Source organism: Streptomyces sp. NPDC002640 (assembly GCF_053592575.1).
The window spans coordinates 136,562-152,447 of sequence record NZ_JBSFVZ010000010.1 but is presented as its reverse complement, the minus strand read 5'-3'; the positions used below and the strand labels follow the sequence as shown (position 1 = coordinate 152,447).

The 15,886-nt window shown below is 72.5% G+C and carries 11 protein-coding genes; 7 read left to right on the top strand and 4 right to left on the bottom strand.

What is annotated here, in order from left to right; translation table 11 throughout:
• Positions 1-22: 22 nt before the first annotated feature.
• The 6 genes from ACWD3O_RS15720 (at position 23) to ACWD3O_RS15695 (ending at position 10,541) form a co-directional block, all read left to right on the top strand.
• A complete protein-coding gene (locus ACWD3O_RS15720) occupies positions 23-1,693 on the top strand; it encodes a hypothetical protein (protein WP_451416229.1) in 1,671 nt (556 codons plus the stop codon).
• 254 nt (positions 1,694-1,947) lie between these two features.
• Positions 1,948-2,682 carry a DUF4097 family beta strand repeat-containing protein gene (locus ACWD3O_RS15715; protein WP_451416228.1) on the top strand — a complete coding sequence of 245 codons (735 nt, stop codon included), beginning with the start codon at positions 1,948-1,950 and terminating at the stop codon, positions 2,680-2,682.
• A gap of 54 nt (positions 2,683-2,736) precedes the next feature.
• Positions 2,737-4,377, top strand: coding sequence for an ABC-F family ATP-binding cassette domain-containing protein (locus ACWD3O_RS15710; RefSeq protein WP_451408914.1), 1,641 nt, complete (start codon positions 2,737-2,739; stop codon positions 4,375-4,377).
• A gap of 132 nt (positions 4,378-4,509) precedes the next feature.
• Positions 4,510-5,550, top strand: coding sequence for a right-handed parallel beta-helix repeat-containing protein (locus tag ACWD3O_RS15705; RefSeq protein WP_451416227.1), 1,041 nt, complete (start codon positions 4,510-4,512; stop codon positions 5,548-5,550).
• A gap of 286 nt (positions 5,551-5,836) precedes the next feature.
• Positions 5,837-8,710: a lectin gene (locus tag ACWD3O_RS15700; protein ID WP_451416226.1), complete on the top strand. Its 2,874-nt coding sequence runs from the start codon at positions 5,837-5,839 to the stop codon at positions 8,708-8,710.
• A gap of 34 nt (positions 8,711-8,744) precedes the next feature.
• Positions 8,745-10,541: a lectin gene (locus tag ACWD3O_RS15695; protein ID WP_451416225.1), complete on the top strand. Its 1,797-nt coding sequence runs from the start codon at positions 8,745-8,747 to the stop codon at positions 10,539-10,541.
• Between the two features lie 78 nt (positions 10,542-10,619).
• On the opposite strand, the gene ACWD3O_RS15690 is transcribed toward ACWD3O_RS15695, so the two are convergent.
• The 4 genes from ACWD3O_RS15690 to ACWD3O_RS15675 form a co-directional block, all read right to left on the bottom strand.
• A complete protein-coding gene (locus ACWD3O_RS15690) occupies positions 10,620-11,333 on the bottom strand; it encodes a transglycosylase SLT domain-containing protein (RefSeq protein ID WP_451416224.1) in 714 nt (237 codons plus the stop codon).
• 353 nt (positions 11,334-11,686) lie between these two features.
• A complete protein-coding gene (gene ppk2 / locus ACWD3O_RS15685; RefSeq protein ID WP_451416223.1) occupies positions 11,687-12,649 on the bottom strand; it encodes a polyphosphate kinase 2 in 963 nt (320 codons plus the stop codon).
• Between the two features lie 27 nt (positions 12,650-12,676).
• Complete coding sequence (locus tag ACWD3O_RS15680) at positions 12,677-12,919, bottom strand: DUF6411 family protein (protein WP_451416222.1); 243 nt, start codon at positions 12,917-12,919, stop codon at positions 12,677-12,679.
• 189 nt (positions 12,920-13,108) lie between these two features.
• Positions 13,109-13,663 (bottom strand): TetR/AcrR family transcriptional regulator, encoded by a 555-nt coding sequence (locus tag ACWD3O_RS15675; RefSeq protein ID WP_451416221.1) that lies wholly within the window; start codon positions 13,661-13,663, stop codon positions 13,109-13,111.
• Between the two features lie 40 nt (positions 13,664-13,703).
• Between ACWD3O_RS15675 and ACWD3O_RS15670 the strand changes: the two genes are divergently transcribed.
• Positions 13,704-15,824: a molybdopterin cofactor-binding domain-containing protein gene (locus tag ACWD3O_RS15670; protein WP_451416220.1), complete on the top strand. Its 2,121-nt coding sequence runs from the start codon at positions 13,704-13,706 to the stop codon at positions 15,822-15,824.
• The last annotated feature ends 62 nt before the right edge of the window (positions 15,825-15,886 follow it).

Below are 15,886 nucleotides of genomic sequence, written 5' to 3'. Positions count from 1 at the left end.
CCGGAGACAGGAGCGTCACCCCATGCCCTCCATCACCAGCTGGACCCGGCTCGAACCCCGCGCCCGCACCGGCGACCTGCGGCCCTCCCTGGAGGCCCAGGTCCACGACCCCGCCTGGATGCTCGCCCGCCAGTGGCAGCTCGGCGAGTTCCTCGGCGACGACGCGGGCAGCCCCGTCTGGGTGCGGGTCCGCGGCCACGCCGACCGTGTCACCCGCTACCGCCCCGGCCCCGCGACCGGCCCCGGCGTCCCCTACGACGGAGCCGCCCCGCTCGAGGCGCTCGCCGAGGCCGAACCCGGCGGCCCCCGCTCCACCGCCGCCGACCTGCGGGCCGGCGCCGAGAGCGGCCAGCACCTGCTGCGCCTGCTGCGTGCCGCCGACCTCCCGGCCGACGCCGTCGCCCACGCCGTCACCCTCCTGCTCGACGACTACCCGCTCGGCCTCACCGGCGAGGAGGGAGCCGCCGACGAGGCCACCGCGCGCTACCTGACCGTGCTGCGCGGCCGGGTCCCGGACGGCAACGCGGTCGCCTTCACCCTGCACGCCTCCCCGCCCACCCCCGCGGAACCGATGTGGGGACTGCCACCCGAGGCCGTCCCCGTCCTCGATGCCTGGCTCGCCTGGTACGACGAACGCCACCTGACCGGCCCTGTCACGGGCCCGGACACCTGGGACCCGCAGCGGCTGGAGTACCGCTTCTCGGTCGGCCTGGCCGAGGGGACCACCGAGACGACCCTGACCGCCGACGCGTACCAGGGCGGCACCCTCGACTGGACGGACTTCACCGCGGCCGGGGCGACCGGACTGGCCCCCGCGCCGGCCCGGACCCCCCTGCTGTCGACGACCTTCCCCGCCCCCGTCCGCTTCCCCGGCATGCCCGCCCGCCGCTTCTGGGAGTTCGAGGACGCCCGGGTCGCCCTCGGCCAGGTGGAGGCCGCGCCGTCCGACCTGGCCCGGATGCTGGTCGCCGAGTTCGCCACCGTCTACGGCAACGACTGGTACCTGGTGCCGCTCGACGTCCCCGCCGGCTCCCTCACCACCATCACCTCCGTGGTCGTGGGCGACACCTTCAGCTCCGAACTCGGCGGCCCCACCCTGCTGCCGCTGCCCGGGGCCGGAACCGGCGACGCCCACTGGTCCCTCTACAGCCTCGGCACCGCCACCGGCGGCCGCCGCCCCGGGCTGTTCGTCCCGCCGGTCACCGCCGGCTCCCTGGAGAGCGAACCGCTCGAGGAGGTGCTGCTGGTGCGCGACGAGGACGCCAACCTCGCCTGGGCCGTCGAACGCCGCGTCCCCACCCCGCACGGCGCCACCCTCGACCGCACCGCCGCCACCCCGCCCCCCGAGGCGCCCGCGCCCCCGCCCGCCGGGACCCTGGCCTACCGGCTGCGCACCGAGGTCCCGGCCAACTGGCTGCCCCTGGTCCCGGTCGAACCCCGCCCCGGCTCCTACCGCCTGCGCCTGTCCCACCTCGACGGCGCGACGCCCCTCGGCCGTCTCCTCGACCCCGAACTGCCCGGCGCCTACGAGCTGTTCGCCGAGGAGGTGCCCAGGGAGGGCCTCACCGTGACCCGGGCCCACCAGTACGCCCGCGGCTCCGACGGCCGCGGCGTCCTGTGGACCGCCCGCCGCACCCGCCCCGGCCGCGGGGGAGCGGCCTCGGGCCTCCGCTTCGACGTCGTGGAGGAGTGACGCCCGGGGGTGGCCTGCCCTGCGGTGGCCCGCGTCACCGGCCGACGACCGGGGACCGGGGGCCGACGACCGTGGACCCGCCAGGGGGCCGGCGCGAGGGTGTGCCGCTCGGCAGGCGCGGGCATACGCGGCCCATGACGCCATCGCCGAGCGGACCGTGCCGTTCCAGCCGGGTTCCGGGCCTCCGTCAGGGCCGCCGGAATCCCGGCCTCCGTCGCGGCGGCCGCGCTGCCTGGGCCGGATGCGCGCTGCTGGTGCTCTGCACCCTGACCGCGTGCGACCGCGACGGCGGCGGCGGGCCGGCGGCCGCGGCCGCGCGGGGAGACCTGTTCGGCGGAGCCTCCCTGGCGGACGGCAGCCGCCTCCTCGTCACCACCGAGGGCGGCGTGCGCATCGTCGGCACGGACGACGACCAGGTGAGCGTCGACGAGGCGACCCCCGCCCGCTGGGACGCGGACGCGGCCGTCCCCACGCTCGACCTGCTCTGCGATCGCGGTGACCGGCGGACCGAGGACACCTGCGGCGGCATGCCGCTCGTCCAGGTGCCCGCCGGCGTCACGCTCACCGTGCGGGCCCGCGACGCCGGCATCGAGGTCGACGGCGTGCGCGGCGGACTGACCCTGACCACCGTCAACGGCGACGTCACCGTGCACGACTCCGGCACGAGGGGCGCCCGCCAGCACCTGGAGACCCGCAACGGCTCCGTCCGCGCCGGCGGCCTCGCCGCCCGCGGTGTGAGCGCCGAGACGGTCAACGGCGACGTCGACCTGCGCTGCACGACCTCGCCCGGAACGCTCGACGGCGTGACCCGCAACGGCTCCGTGCGCGTGACCCTTCCGGCCGACGGCCCGCCCTACGACACCGACGCGAGCACCGTCAACGGGCGGACCGTCGTGGACGTCCCCGCCCCGGCCGGGGGCTCCGCGGACCACCGGCGCCGGCTGACCCTGCGCACCGTGAACGGCGACACCGAGGTACGCCGGGGCTGAGGGACCGGCCGTCGACCGGGGGCCACGCCCCCGTTCGTTAGGATCGGCCCCCTGATGACTGCCACCCTCGTCGCCAAGGAACTCGCCGCCGGACACGGCGACCGCACCCTCTTCAGCGGACTCGACCTCGTCGTCGCGCCCGGAGACGTGATCGGTCTCGTGGGCGCCAACGGCGCCGGCAAGTCCTCCCTGCTCCGCCTGCTCGCCGGGCTCGACCGGCCCGAGCAGGGCGAGCTCCGGCTCTCCCCGCCCACCGCCACCGTCGGCCACCTGCCGCAGGAACCCGAGCGCCGCGCGGGGGAGTCCGTGCGGCAGTTCCTCGCCCGCCGCACGGGGGTCGCCGACGCCCAGGCCACGATGGACGCCGCCACCCAGGCGCTGGTCGACGGAGCACCCGGCGCCGACGACGCCTACGCGGAGGCCCTGGAGCGCTGGCTCGCGCTCGGCGGCGCCGACCTGGACGAGCGGGCCGACGAGGTCGCCGCCGACCTCGGCCTGACCGTCGGCCTCGACCTGCCGATGACCGCCCTCTCCGGCGGGCAGGCCGCACGCGCGGGACTCGCCTCGCTGCTCCTCTCCCGGTACGACGTCTTCCTCCTCGACGAGCCCACCAACGACCTCGACCTCGACGGCCTGGAACGCCTCGAGCGCTTCGTCGCCGGGCTGCGGGCCGGCGCCGTGGTGGTCAGCCACGACCGCGAGTTCCTGATGCGCACGGTCACCAAGGTCCTGGAACTGGACCTCGCCCAGCAGCAGATCAACCTCTACGGCGGCGGGTACGCCTCCTACCTGGAGGAACGCGAACGCGCCCGCAGCCACGCCCGCGAGGAGTACGAGGAGTACGCCGACAGGCGCTCCGCGCTCGAGAGCCGTGCCCAGACGCAGCGGGCGTGGATGGACAAGGGCGTCAAGAACGCCCGGCGCAAGGCCACCGACAACGACAAGGCCGGCCGCAAGTTCCGCAGCGAGGCCAGCGAGAAGCAGGCGGCCAAGGCCAAGCAGACCCAGCGCATGATCGAGCGTCTCGACGTCGTCGAGGAGCCCCGCAAGGAGTGGGAGCTGCGGATGGAGATCGCCTCCGCGCCGCGCTCCGGCTCCGTGGTGGCCACCCTGCGCGACGCCGTCGTCGCCCGGGGGGACTTCTCCTTCGGACCGGCCACCCTGCAGGTCGACTGGGCCGACCGGGTCGCCATCACCGGCGCCAACGGCGCGGGCAAGTCCACGCTGCTCGCCGCGCTCCTCGGCAGGCTGCCGCTGGACTCGGGCCACGCCTCGCTCGGATCGGGCGTCGTGGTGGGCGAGGTGGACCAGGCGCGCAAGCTCTTCCACGGCACGGAGAGCCTGCTGGACGCCTTCTGCGCCGCCGTCCCCGAGACCGAACCCGCCGAGGTGCGCACGCTCCTCGCCAAGTTCGGCCTGCGCGCCGCCCATGTGCTGAGGCCCGCGACCACGCTCTCGCCCGGCGAGCGCACCCGCGCGGCCCTCGCCCTGCTCCAGGGCAAGGGGGTCAACCTGCTGGTCCTGGACGAACCGACCAACCACCTCGACCTCCCGGCCATCGAACAGCTGGAGTCGGCGCTGGAGGCGTACCCGGGGACGCTGCTGCTGGTGACCCACGACCGGCGGATGCTGGAGGCGGTGCGCACCACGCGCCGGATCGAGGTCGCCGACGGCAAGGTCACCGAGGCCGGCTGAACACGGAGGGGCCGCGCGCACGGGGGCGTCGGGAACGATTGACGCCCCGGCTGGTCCAGTCCAATCTGAGGGGCTGACACGCCGCGCTCCCGTCGATCCGGCCCCTGTGGTCGCAGCTCCGGAGGTCCCGCCATGTTCCGAGTGCCGCCCCGTAACCCCTCGCCCGCACGGCCGACGCACCGGAGCGGGAGGGCGGCGCTCGGCGCCGTCGCCGCCGCCGTGCTCACGGGAGCCGGCCTGCTGGGCCTGCCCGGTGCGGCCGTGGCGGACGACGCGACCCGCGCCGGGGCGACGACGGTACGGGTGTTGAACGGCAGCCAGCTCAAGGCGGCGCTGGCGGCCGCGGTGCCGGGACAGACGATCGAGCTGGCGGACGGCTCCTACTCGGGCAACTTCAAGATCACGACCGCTGGCACCGCGAGCGCGCCGATCACCTTGACGGGGTCCCGCGCGGCCGTTCTGACCACCCCCACGGGGGGCGGCAACGGCATCCACCTCACGAGGGCCCCGCACTGGGTGATCAAGGGGATCACCGTCACCGGCGGCCAGAAGGGCATCATGATCGACGCGTCCGACCACGTCGTCGTCGACTCGGTGGAGATCCACCGCACGACCATGGAAGGACTGCACTTCAGGACGTCGAGCAGCTACGGGGTGGTGAGGAACTCGTTCATCCACGACACCGGCACGTCCGGCAACGGGATGGGCGAAGGCGTGTACGTCGGAACGGCGAACACCCTCACCGACGCCAGTGACCACGTCCGCATCCTCGACAACCGCATCGGTCCCGACGTCCGCGGCGAGAACATCGACATCAAGGAAGGCACCACGGGGGGCCTCATCTCCGGGAACGTCTTCGACGGCAACGGACTCACCGGCGCCCACTACGACGACTCCTGGGTCGACATCAAGGGCAACGGCTACGTGGTGGAGAACAACCACGGCGTCAACACGACCAACGACGGGTTCCAGACGCACAGTCAGGACCCGGGCTGGGGCTGCGGCACGGTCTTCCGCAACAACACCGCGGACCTGACCGGTGCCACCGCGTCCGGTCGTTACGCCGTCGAGGTCACCCACTACGACCCGTCCGGCTGCCCCGCCACCGTCACCGCGGACAACCGCGTGATCGGCGGCGACGGACTGGTCAACCCCGGCGTTCCCGTCACGTGATCCCTGCGTGGGCGCTCGCGGAAGCCGCCCACGTGCACCGATGCGGTGTCCGGCGCCCGGCCGGCGGACCGGCGCGGTGATTCACTTTGTCTTGCTGCGGGAAAAAGTTCCGGCATCCCGTGCGCTTCGGGTTCCGGGGCAGGCGAAAGCCCGCTAGCTTCCTTTGTAATGCACCGGTCATAGAGAGCCGGACCGGTTGTTGAGGCGCGACGGCGCGCGCCTGTGCTCCTCGATCGAGGCAGTCCGTCCGGACCTGCCGTCATCCCACCTCCCTGGGGAGAACTCTGTGCGCACGAGACCGCTCAGACATGGACGGGGCCGCCTGCTGCTGACCGCGGCGGCCGGCGTCCTCGCACCTCTGCTGACCATGTCCCCGGCCACGGCCCAGCCCGAAGACCCGGCCGGGCGGGACCGCTCCCGCGCGGCCGGGGCCGCTGCCGCCGCTGTCGGGGACTTCCAGCAGGTCACGCTTGCCAAGGGCGTGGCCGAGACCGGCGAGCCCATGACGCTCGCGGTGCTGCCGGACCGCTCGGTCCTGCACACCTCGCGCGACGGCACGCTGCGGCTGACGAACGCCGCGGGCACGACCTCCGTCGCGGGCAAGCTGGACGTCTACAGCCACGACGAGGAGGGCCTGCAGGGCGTGGCCGTCGACCCGGGCTTCGCGTCCAACCGGCACGTCTTCCTCTACTACGCCCCCAAGCTCACCACCCCGGGCGGTGACGCGCCGTCCGACGGGGCGGCGGCGGACTTCACCCCGTTCGACGGCGTCAACCGGCTGTCCCGGTTCGTCCTGAGGACCGACGGGACGCTCGACCTCGGCAGCGAGAAGAAGATCCTCGACGTGCCCGCCTCCCGCGGCACCTGCTGCCACGTCGGCGGCGACATCGACTTCGACGCGCAGGGCAACCTGTACCTGTCGACCGGCGACGACACCAACCCCTTCGCCTCGGACGGCTTCACCCCGATCGACGAACGCGCCTCCCGCAACCCGGCGTTCGACGCGCAGCGCTCCTCCGGCAACACCAACGACCTGCGCGGCAAGGTCCTGCGCATCAAGGTCGCCGCGGACGGCTCGTACTCGATCCCGAGCGGCAACCTCTTCGCACCCGGCACGGCGAAGACCCGGCCGGAGATCTACGCGATGGGCTTCCGCAACCCGTTCCGGATGAGCGTCGACAAGGCGACCGGCGTCGTCCACCTCGGCGACTACGGGCCCGACTCCGGCACCGCGAACGCGGCGCGGGGGCCGGAGGGCCAGGTCGAGTTCAACCGCATCACCGAAGCGGGCAACTACGGCTGGCCGTACTGCACGGGCAGGAACGACGCCTACACGGACTACAACTTCGCCACCGGCGCCTCCGGAGCGAAGTTCGACTGCGCGGCGCCGAAGAACAACTCGCCCCGGAACACGGGGCTGACCGACCTGCCGCCGGCCAAGCCCGCCTGGATCCCCTACAACGGCACCTCCGTCCCGGAGTTCGGCGGAGGCTCCGAATCGCCCATGGGCGGACCCGTGTACCGGTACGACGCCGGCTCCACCTCCGAGGTGAAGTTCCCCGAGGAGTACGACGGGGACTACTTCGCCGGGGAGTTCGGCCGCCGCTGGATCAAACGCATCGAGACCGGCACCGGCGGCACCGTCCAGTCCATCAACTCCTTCCCCTGGACCGGCACCCAGGTGATGGACATGGCCTTCGGGCCGGACGGCGCCCTCTACGTCCTCGACTACGGCACCGGCTACTTCAGCGGCGACGCCAACTCCGCCCTGTACCGCATCGAGCACGTCACCGGCGGCCGCGCCCCGACCGCGCAGGCGCAGGCGAACGTCACCTCCGGGAAGGCGCCCCTGGCCGTCTCGTTCTCCTCGGCCGGCAGCTCCGACCCCGACGGCGACGCCCTGAGCTACGCCTGGACCTTCGGCGACGGCGGCACCTCCACGGCGGCCAACCCGTCCCACACCTACACCACCAACGGCCAGTACACCGCGACCCTGAAGGTCACGGACGCGACCGGCAAGTCGGCGACGGCGTCCGTGCAGGTCACGGTGGGCAACACGGCGCCCAAGGTCACGCTCGACCTGCCCCTGGACGGCAGCATCCACGACTTCGGCGACGCCATCCCCTTCAAGGTGACGGTGACCGATCCCGAGGACGGCACGATCGACTGCTCCAAGGTGAAGGTCACCTTCATCGTCGGGCACGACAGCCACGGCCACCCGCAGACCTCGACCACGGGCTGCGAAGGCAGGCTCCAGACCCTCGCCGACGGCGAACACGACCCCAACGCCAACATCTTCGGAGTCGTCGACGCCGAGTACACGGACAAGGGGGCCGGCGGCCAGCCCGCGCTGACCACCCACGACCAGCACATCACCCAGCCCTCCCACCGGCAGGCCGAGCACTACTCCGGCTCCGCGGGAGTCCAGGTCGTCACCCACACCCCCGCCCACGGGGGCAGGACCGTCGGCCACATCGAGAACGGCGACTGGATCTCGTTCAAGCCCTACGCCCTCGGCAACGCCACCCGGTTCACCGCACGCGTCTCCTCCGCGGGCGTCGGCGGCACCATCGAGGTGCGGGCCGGATCCCCGACGGGCACCCTGCTCGGCACCGCCACCGTGCCGGTGACCGGCGGCTGGGAGACCTTCCAGGACGTCACGGCCAACCTGAGCGGCCAGCCCGCCGGCTCGACCACGCTCCACCTCGTCTTCAAGGGCGGCAGCGGCTCCCTGTTCGACGTGGACGACTTCTCCTTCACCACCTCCGGGACCCCGTCCCGCTCGGGTGAGGTGAAGGGCGTCAACGGCAAGTGCCTGGACGTCGACGGCGCGCAGACGGCGGACGGCACGAAGGTGCAGATCTGGACGTGCAACGGCACGGCGGCGCAGCGGTGGACGGTGCCCGGTGACGGGACGCTGCGGGCGCTGGGCAAGTGCCTGGACGTCTCCGGCGGCGGCACCGCCGACGGCACGAAGATCCAGCTGTGGACCTGCAACGGCACCGGCGCGCAGGTGTGGAACGCGCAGGCCGACGGCACGGTCCGCAACCCGTCCTCGGGCAAGTGCCTCGACGCCTCCGGCGGCACCTGGAACGACGGCACGGCGGTCCACCTGTGGACCTGCCACGCCAACGCCAACCAGAAATGGACCCTGCCCTGAGCCCACGTCCTGCCCTCGAAGGGAGGAACCGATCATGCGTCACACCACCAAGGCGGTCCTCGGCCTGTTCACGGCCGCCGTGCTCTCCCTGATGCCCCAGGCCGCCGCACTGCCGGCGGAGGAGGACCGTTCCGCCGCGGTGCCGCGGTCCGACGCCCCGGTGCCGCGGTCCGGCGCCGCGCCCGCGCGCGCCGCCGCCGCCGACCCCGCGTACGAGGTCCTGGTCTTCTCCAGGACGGCGGGCTTCCGCCACTCCTCGATCGACGACGGCATCGCCGCCCTGCGGGCACTCGGCGCCGCCAACAACTTCACCGTGGACGCCACCGAGGACCCGCAGGCCTTCACCGCCGGCAACCTCGCCCAGTACAAGGCCGTCGTCTTCCTGTCGACCACGGGTGACGTGCTGAACGCCACCCAGCAGACGGCCTTCGAGCAGTACATCCGGGGCGGCGGCGGATACGTCGGTGTCCACGCCGCGGCCGACACCGAGTACGACTGGCCGTTCTACGAGGGCCTGGCCGGCGCGCTCTTCCACTCGCACCCGGCGATCCAGTCCGCCACCGTCGAGGTGGAGGACCGCGCCCACGACGCCACCGCCCATCTGGGCGGCACCTGGCAGCGCACCGACGAGTGGTACAACTACCGCACCAACCCGCGCACCACCGCCCGCGTCCTGGCCTCCCTCGACGAGTCCAGCTACTCGGGCGGCAACATGTCCGGCGACCACCCGATCGCCTGGTGCAAGGACTACCAGGGCGGCCGGGCCTTCTACACCGGTGGCGGCCACACCGACGAGTCCTACTCGGAGGCCTCGTTCCGCAGGCACGTCCTCGGAGGCATCCGCTGGGCCGCCGGGATGACCGACGCCGACTGCCGGCCGGAGACGGGCTACACGTCTCTGTTCGACGGCTCCTCCACCACCGGCTGGCGCCAGGCCGGACCCGGCGCGTTCACCCTCGCGGACGGCACGCTCACCTCCACCGGCGGGATGGGCCTCTACTGGTACTCCGCCCAGGAGTTCACCGGCGACTACTCCGTCAAGCTGGACTGGCGGATGGCCGGCGACGACAACTCCGGCGTCTTCCTGGGCTTCCCCGCCTCCGACGACCCCTGGACGGCGGTGAACAACGGGTATGAGATCCAGATCGACGCCACCGACGCCGCCGACCGCACCACCGGCTCCGTCTACGGCTTCCGCTCGGCGGACATCGCCGCACGGGACGCCGCGCTCAACCCGCCGGGGGAGTGGAACACCTACGAACTGCGGGTGACGGGCGAGCGCCTGGAGATCTTCCTCAACGGCCGGAAGATCAACGACTTCACCAACACCGACCCGGCGCGGAGCCTGCGGCAGGGGCACATCGGCATCCAGAACCACGGAGCCGGCGACGACGTGTCCTTCCGCAACATCCGCGTCAAGCACGGCGGCGGAGGCCAGCAGCCCGGCCCCCGCTCGGGTGAGGTGAAGGGCGTCAACGGCAAGTGCCTGGACGTCGACGGCGCGCAGACGGCGGACGGCACGAAGGTGCAGATCTGGACGTGCAACGGCACGGCGGCGCAGCGGTGGACGGTGCCCGGTGACGGGACGCTGCGGGCGCTGGGCAAGTGCCTGGACGTCTCCGGCGGCGGCAGCGCCGACGGGACGAGGATCCAGCTGTGGACCTGCAACGGCACGGCTGCGCAGGTGTGGAACGCGCAGGCCGACGGCACGGTCCGCAACCCGTCCTCGGGCAAGTGCCTCGACGCCTCCGGCGGCACCTGGAACGACGGCACGGCGGTCCACCTGTGGACCTGCCACGCCAACGCCAACCAGAAATGGACCCTGCCCTGAGCCCTCCCGGCTCACGGTGGAGAGAACGAAGGGCGGCGCCCCCTGGTGGGGGCGCCGCCCTGCGGTGTCCGGGTCCGCTCAGTACGCGCTGTTGACGTTGTCGATGGTGCCGTACTTGTCGGCCGCGTAGTTGGCGGCGGCGGTGATGTTGGAGACCGGGTTCCAGATGTCGTGGGGGGTGCCCTCGACGTGGTAGGCCTCGAACGTCGGCGGGATCACCTGCAGCAGGCCCTTGGACGGGATGCCGTTGATGGCGTTGATGTCCCAGTCGTTGATGGCCTTCGGGTTGCCGGAGGACTCACGGATGATGTTCTTGTGCAGCCCGTGGTAGGTGCCCGGGATGCCCTTCTCCGCCATGATGTCGAGCGACTCACGGATCCAGCCGTCCAGGTTGTTCGGGTAGACCTTCTTCACGGTCTTCTCGGCCTTAACCGGCTTCTCGGCCTTAACCGGCTTCTCGGCCTTCACCGGCTTCTCGGCCTTCACCGGCTTCTCGGCCTTCACGGGCGCCGCCGACTTCTTGAAGGCCACCTCCTGGACCGCGACCCGGTCGGCGGAGCGGCTCACGGCCTGGCCGGCCCGCTCGACGACGGCCTTGTCCGTGGCGGCGGACAGCGCGGTGGCGGTGGTGGCGACGGCCGTGGACGCGGGCTCGGCGGCCTGGGCCGGCTGCTGGCCCGCGGTCGTGGCGAGACCGAACGTGGTGGCCGCGGCGAACGCGGCGAAACCGCCGGCGACGCCCATCTTCTGGATCTTGGTGGTGCTGGGGGCGGTGAAGGTGAAGTTACGCATGGGGCACCTCTTCGACTTGGCGCGGGAGTCGCTCCTCGGTCGGTGTCCGCTCGCTGCGGACCAGGGGGGGTGCCCTCATTGGCACGGGGGTGCCGCGGTCGGAAGACGCGGCTTGCTGAGCGACGAGTGCAATTCTTAGCCACGGCGAAATCGCAAAGCAAAGGTGTGATCTACGAAGCCGCTTCGTAGATCACCGCCGTCGGTTCCCCGCAGAGGCGCATCACTGCTGTTCAGAGCGGTCGATCGCCCGCTGGCGCCCTCGAACCCGCCTCGTACGTGACGCACGCCCCGTGCCTGCCCTCACAGGCCCGGGGCGCCGTCGTCGCACGGAGTTGCCGAAGCAACGCCCTCCGTCAGGCCTCGTCCTCGCGGCCGGGATGGATCCCCGGACCGTGGTGGTCGCCCGCGAGCGGAGTGGGGGAGAGGTCGGCGGGTTCCTCGCCCGGCTCCAGCAGGGTGTCGGCCGGGCCGACGATCAGCAGGTCCGGCGTGCCCACGACCTCGTGGTCCTTGGTCGGGTAGTCACAGCGGTAGAGCAGGCTGCGCATCGCCTCCAGCCGGCCGCGCCGCTTGTCGTTGTTCTTCACCACCGTCCACGGGGCGTGCGGCGTGTCCGTGGCGCGGAACATCTCGACCTTCGCCGTCGTGTACTCGTCCCAGCGGTCCAGCGAGTCCAGGTCCGTCGGCGACAGCTTCCAGCGGCGGACCGGGTCGACCTGCCGGATGGCGAAACGGGTCCGCTGCTCGGCCCGGGAGACGGAGAACCAGAACTTCACCAGCAGGATGCCGTCGTCGGTGAGCATCTGCTCGAACAGCGGAGCCTGCCGCAGGAACCGCTCGTACTCCTCCTCCGTGCAGAAACCCATGACCCGCTCGACGCCCGCCCGGTTGTACCAGGAGCGGTCGAAGAAGACGATCTCGCCGCGGGCGGGCAGGTGGGACACGTACCGCTGGAAGTACCACTGGCCCGCCTCCCTCTCGGTGGGCTTCTCCAGGGCCACCACGCGGGCGCCACGCGGGTTCAGCCGCTCGGTGAACCGCTGGATGGTGCCACCCTTGCCGGCCGCGTCCCGGCCCTCGCAGACCACGACGATCCGCTGGCCGGTCTCCTTCACCCACCGCTGCATCTTCAGCAGCTCGATCTGCAGGGCCCGCTTCTGCCGCTCGTACTCGGCCCTGCGCACCTTCTTGTCGTAGGGGTGGTTCTCCTGCCAGGTCTTGATGGGGCTGCCGTCGGCGTTGAGCAGGATCGGCTTCTCCGGCCGTTGCTCGTTCACGGTCAGGCCGTCGAGAAGTTCGTCCTCGGGCTCGTCCACTTCGTGCTCTCCCGGTGGTCGGAACGGTCAGAACGGCAGGCGCCGGCGCGCCCGCCGCCCGGCGGAGCCGCTGCGTCCCACGGCACGCGAACTGGAGCTGAAGGGCTTGCTGAGCAGGCGCCCCAGCGGGCCGGGTGCCTTGGACCCGGTGCGCGAACCCGCTCCCAGCGCGCGCTGCGCGCCGTTCTGCGGGTGCCGGGACAGCCGGGGGAGCAGGAAGGCGAGCACGGCCAGGACGACACAGGTGGCTATCACGCCGACAATCATCACGCGGAACTCCTGAGGTAGGGACGGTAGTGCCGGAAACGCGCCGCGTGTCGCCTTCGACCCGCGTGCGTCACCCGCCTGCCCGCTCACGCCCCGACCAGTCGCCCCGGGCTTCACCCCGTCCCTCCGCGCAGGCCGGCCGCGCGGGGCGACCGCCCCGCCGCGCCCCGCCGACCAGGGGCGCCCGGCGCCTCAGCCGTCGTCGCGGAGAGCGGGGTGCACCGTGTGCAGCAGGTGCAGCACGGTGCGCGTCAGGATGACGTGGAGGTCGCCACGGCTCAGGGCGCCGCGGACCAGCCACTCGCGGGAGGCCGCCTTGAGCATGGCGCCGCTGGCGCGGATCATCGCGCGCAGCTTCTCCCGGCCCTCGGTGACGTCCGTCATCATCGCGGCCTCGAGGATGTAGTCGGTCGCGATCTCGTCCGCCTCCCGCCGGATCCGGTCGATCTCCGGATCGTTGCCGAGGGCTTCGAGCCCGATCGCGGAGAGCCACATCTCGCGGTTGCGCTCGACGACCTCCAGCCACCGGTCGACGCAGATCGACAGCCGCTCCTCCGCGGTGGTGGGCGGCAGGCGCTCGGCCACCGAGGGCGGCACCAGCAGCATCTGGCGCACCACCTCCAGGTACAGCCCCCGCTTGCTGCCGAAGTAGTGGTTGATCAGCGCGCGGGCGACGCCGGCCTCGGCCGCGATGTCCGAGGTGGACACCGAGGTGTAGCCGTGCGCCCCGAAGAGCCTGCGGGCCACGCCGAGGATCTCGGTCCGCCGGGCGTCCGGCTCCGATCAGATGACCGTGGCGGCCCTGCCCACCTCCGGCCTGATCACCGTCGAGGTCCAGCCGGACGGCACCGTCTCGTTCGCGCTGCCGCGGGCGGAGGTCGGGCAGGGCATCACCACCTCGACGGCCATGCTGATCGCCGAGGAGATGGACGTCCCGCTGGACCGGGTGCGGGTCACCCTGGCCGACGCCCGGCCCGAGTTGCTGTTCAACCAGCTCACCGGCGGCTCCAACACCACCATCTCCACCTACACCCCGATCCGGGTCGCGGCCGCCGTCGCGCGCACCCGGCTGCTGCGGGCCGCGGCGGCCGAGTTCGGCACCGACGTCGCCGCCCTCACCCTGAGGGAAGGCACCGTCACCGGACCCGGCGGCCGCCGTCTCGGCATCGGGGAACTCTCGGCGAAGGCCGCGAGCGTCACCCCGGAGCGGGTCTCCGTCCAGCTCAAGACGCCGGACGAGTTCACCGTCATCGGCCGGCCGCACCGCCGGGTCGACGCGGTCGCGGCGGTCACCGGCCGCAAGAAGTTCGCCATGGACCTCGACGTGCCGGGCGCCCTGCCGACCATGGTCTGCCGGCCGCCGACCATCAACGGCAAGGTCGGCTCGGTGGCCAACCGCGCCGAGGTCCGCGCCATGCCGGGCGTGACGGACGTCGTGGACATCTCCACCGGTGTGGCGGTCCGTGCCGAGACCTTCGGGCAGTGCATCGACGCCGTACGGGCCCTGCGCGTGACCTGGAGGCCCGGCACCGCGGAGGGCAAGACCGACCAGTCCGTGCTGCGCCAACTGCGGGCCCACGAGCCACCGCTCGGGCTCCCGCCGGTGACCCCGCACGTGGAGGGCTTCTTCACCTTCCACTTCCGCAGCAACAGCGCGCTGGAACCCAACTGCGCGGTGGCCGACGTACGCGACGGCCGGGCGGAGATCTGGGCGTCCCTGAAGTCGCCCATCGTGGCCCGGCAGACCATCGCCGCCAAGCTGGGTCTGCCGCTGCACGCCGTCGACGTGCACGTCACCGAGGGCGGCGGCTCCTTCGGGCGCAAGCTCTTCTTCGACGCCGCGCTGGAGGCCGCCGAGGTGTCCCAGCGGACCGGCAAGCCGGTCAAGCTGATGTGGCACCGCGCCGACGACTCCCGCCAGGGACGCACCCACCCCATGGCGACCTCCCGGGTCCGCGCCGCGTACCTCGGCGACACCGTGCTCAGCTACCGCCAGCGGCACACCAGCGTCTCCACCGACCTGGGCCACGGACTGGGGGAGATCATCACCTCCCTGGCCGCCCGCCTGCCGGTGGGCGACATCGGCTTCTCCGAGACGTTCTTCCAGCTCTCGCAGTCGATGCCGTACGAGTTCGGCGTGAACAGCCGGCTGCTCGCCGAGACCGACAAGAGCTTCAACACCGGCAGCATGCGCAACGTCTACTCACCGGACGTCACCTGCGCCCGGGAGCTGATCGTGGACCAGCTGGCCGACCGGATGGACAAGGACCCCTACGCCTTCCGGCGCGACTTCCTCGAGGACCGCCGCGCCCGGGCGGTCCTCGACAAGGTCGCCGAGGCCGGCGACTGGGGGCGGACCATGCCGCCCGGCACCGCCCAGGGCATCGCCTTCCACAACGAGTACCACGCGCACAGCGCGGTGCTGGTGGAGCTCGACTGCCGCCCCGAGACCGTGAACCGGCCGATCCGCGACGGCGTCGCGGGCCCCCGCGTCACCAAGGCCGTCCTCGCGGTGGACGTGGGGCTCACCGTCAACCCGCGCGGCCTGGAGGCCCAGATGATGGGCTGCGTCATGGACGGCATCGCCCTCACCCTGACCTCCAGCCTCCACCTGCGCGACGGCCACTTCCTCGAGGCCAGCTGGGACAACTACTTCTACACCCGGCAGTGGAACACCCCGCCCGAGCTGCAGATCATCGTCATGCCGTCCACCACCGACGAACCCGGCGGCGCCGGCGAACTCGGCGTGGCCGCCTCCATGGCCGCCGTCGCCTGCGCCTACGGCCGCACCACGGGCTCCATGCCGACCACCTTCCCGATCAACCACGGCACCCTGTCCTTCGAGCCCAAGCCGACCGTTCCGCCCGTCCCGGAATCGCCCACCGACGGCCTGCGGCACGTCCGTTGAGCCCGCTGCCCGACCAGCAGGCCGTGCGGCAGCGCAGTTGAGCCGCCAGTTGCCCCCGCCAT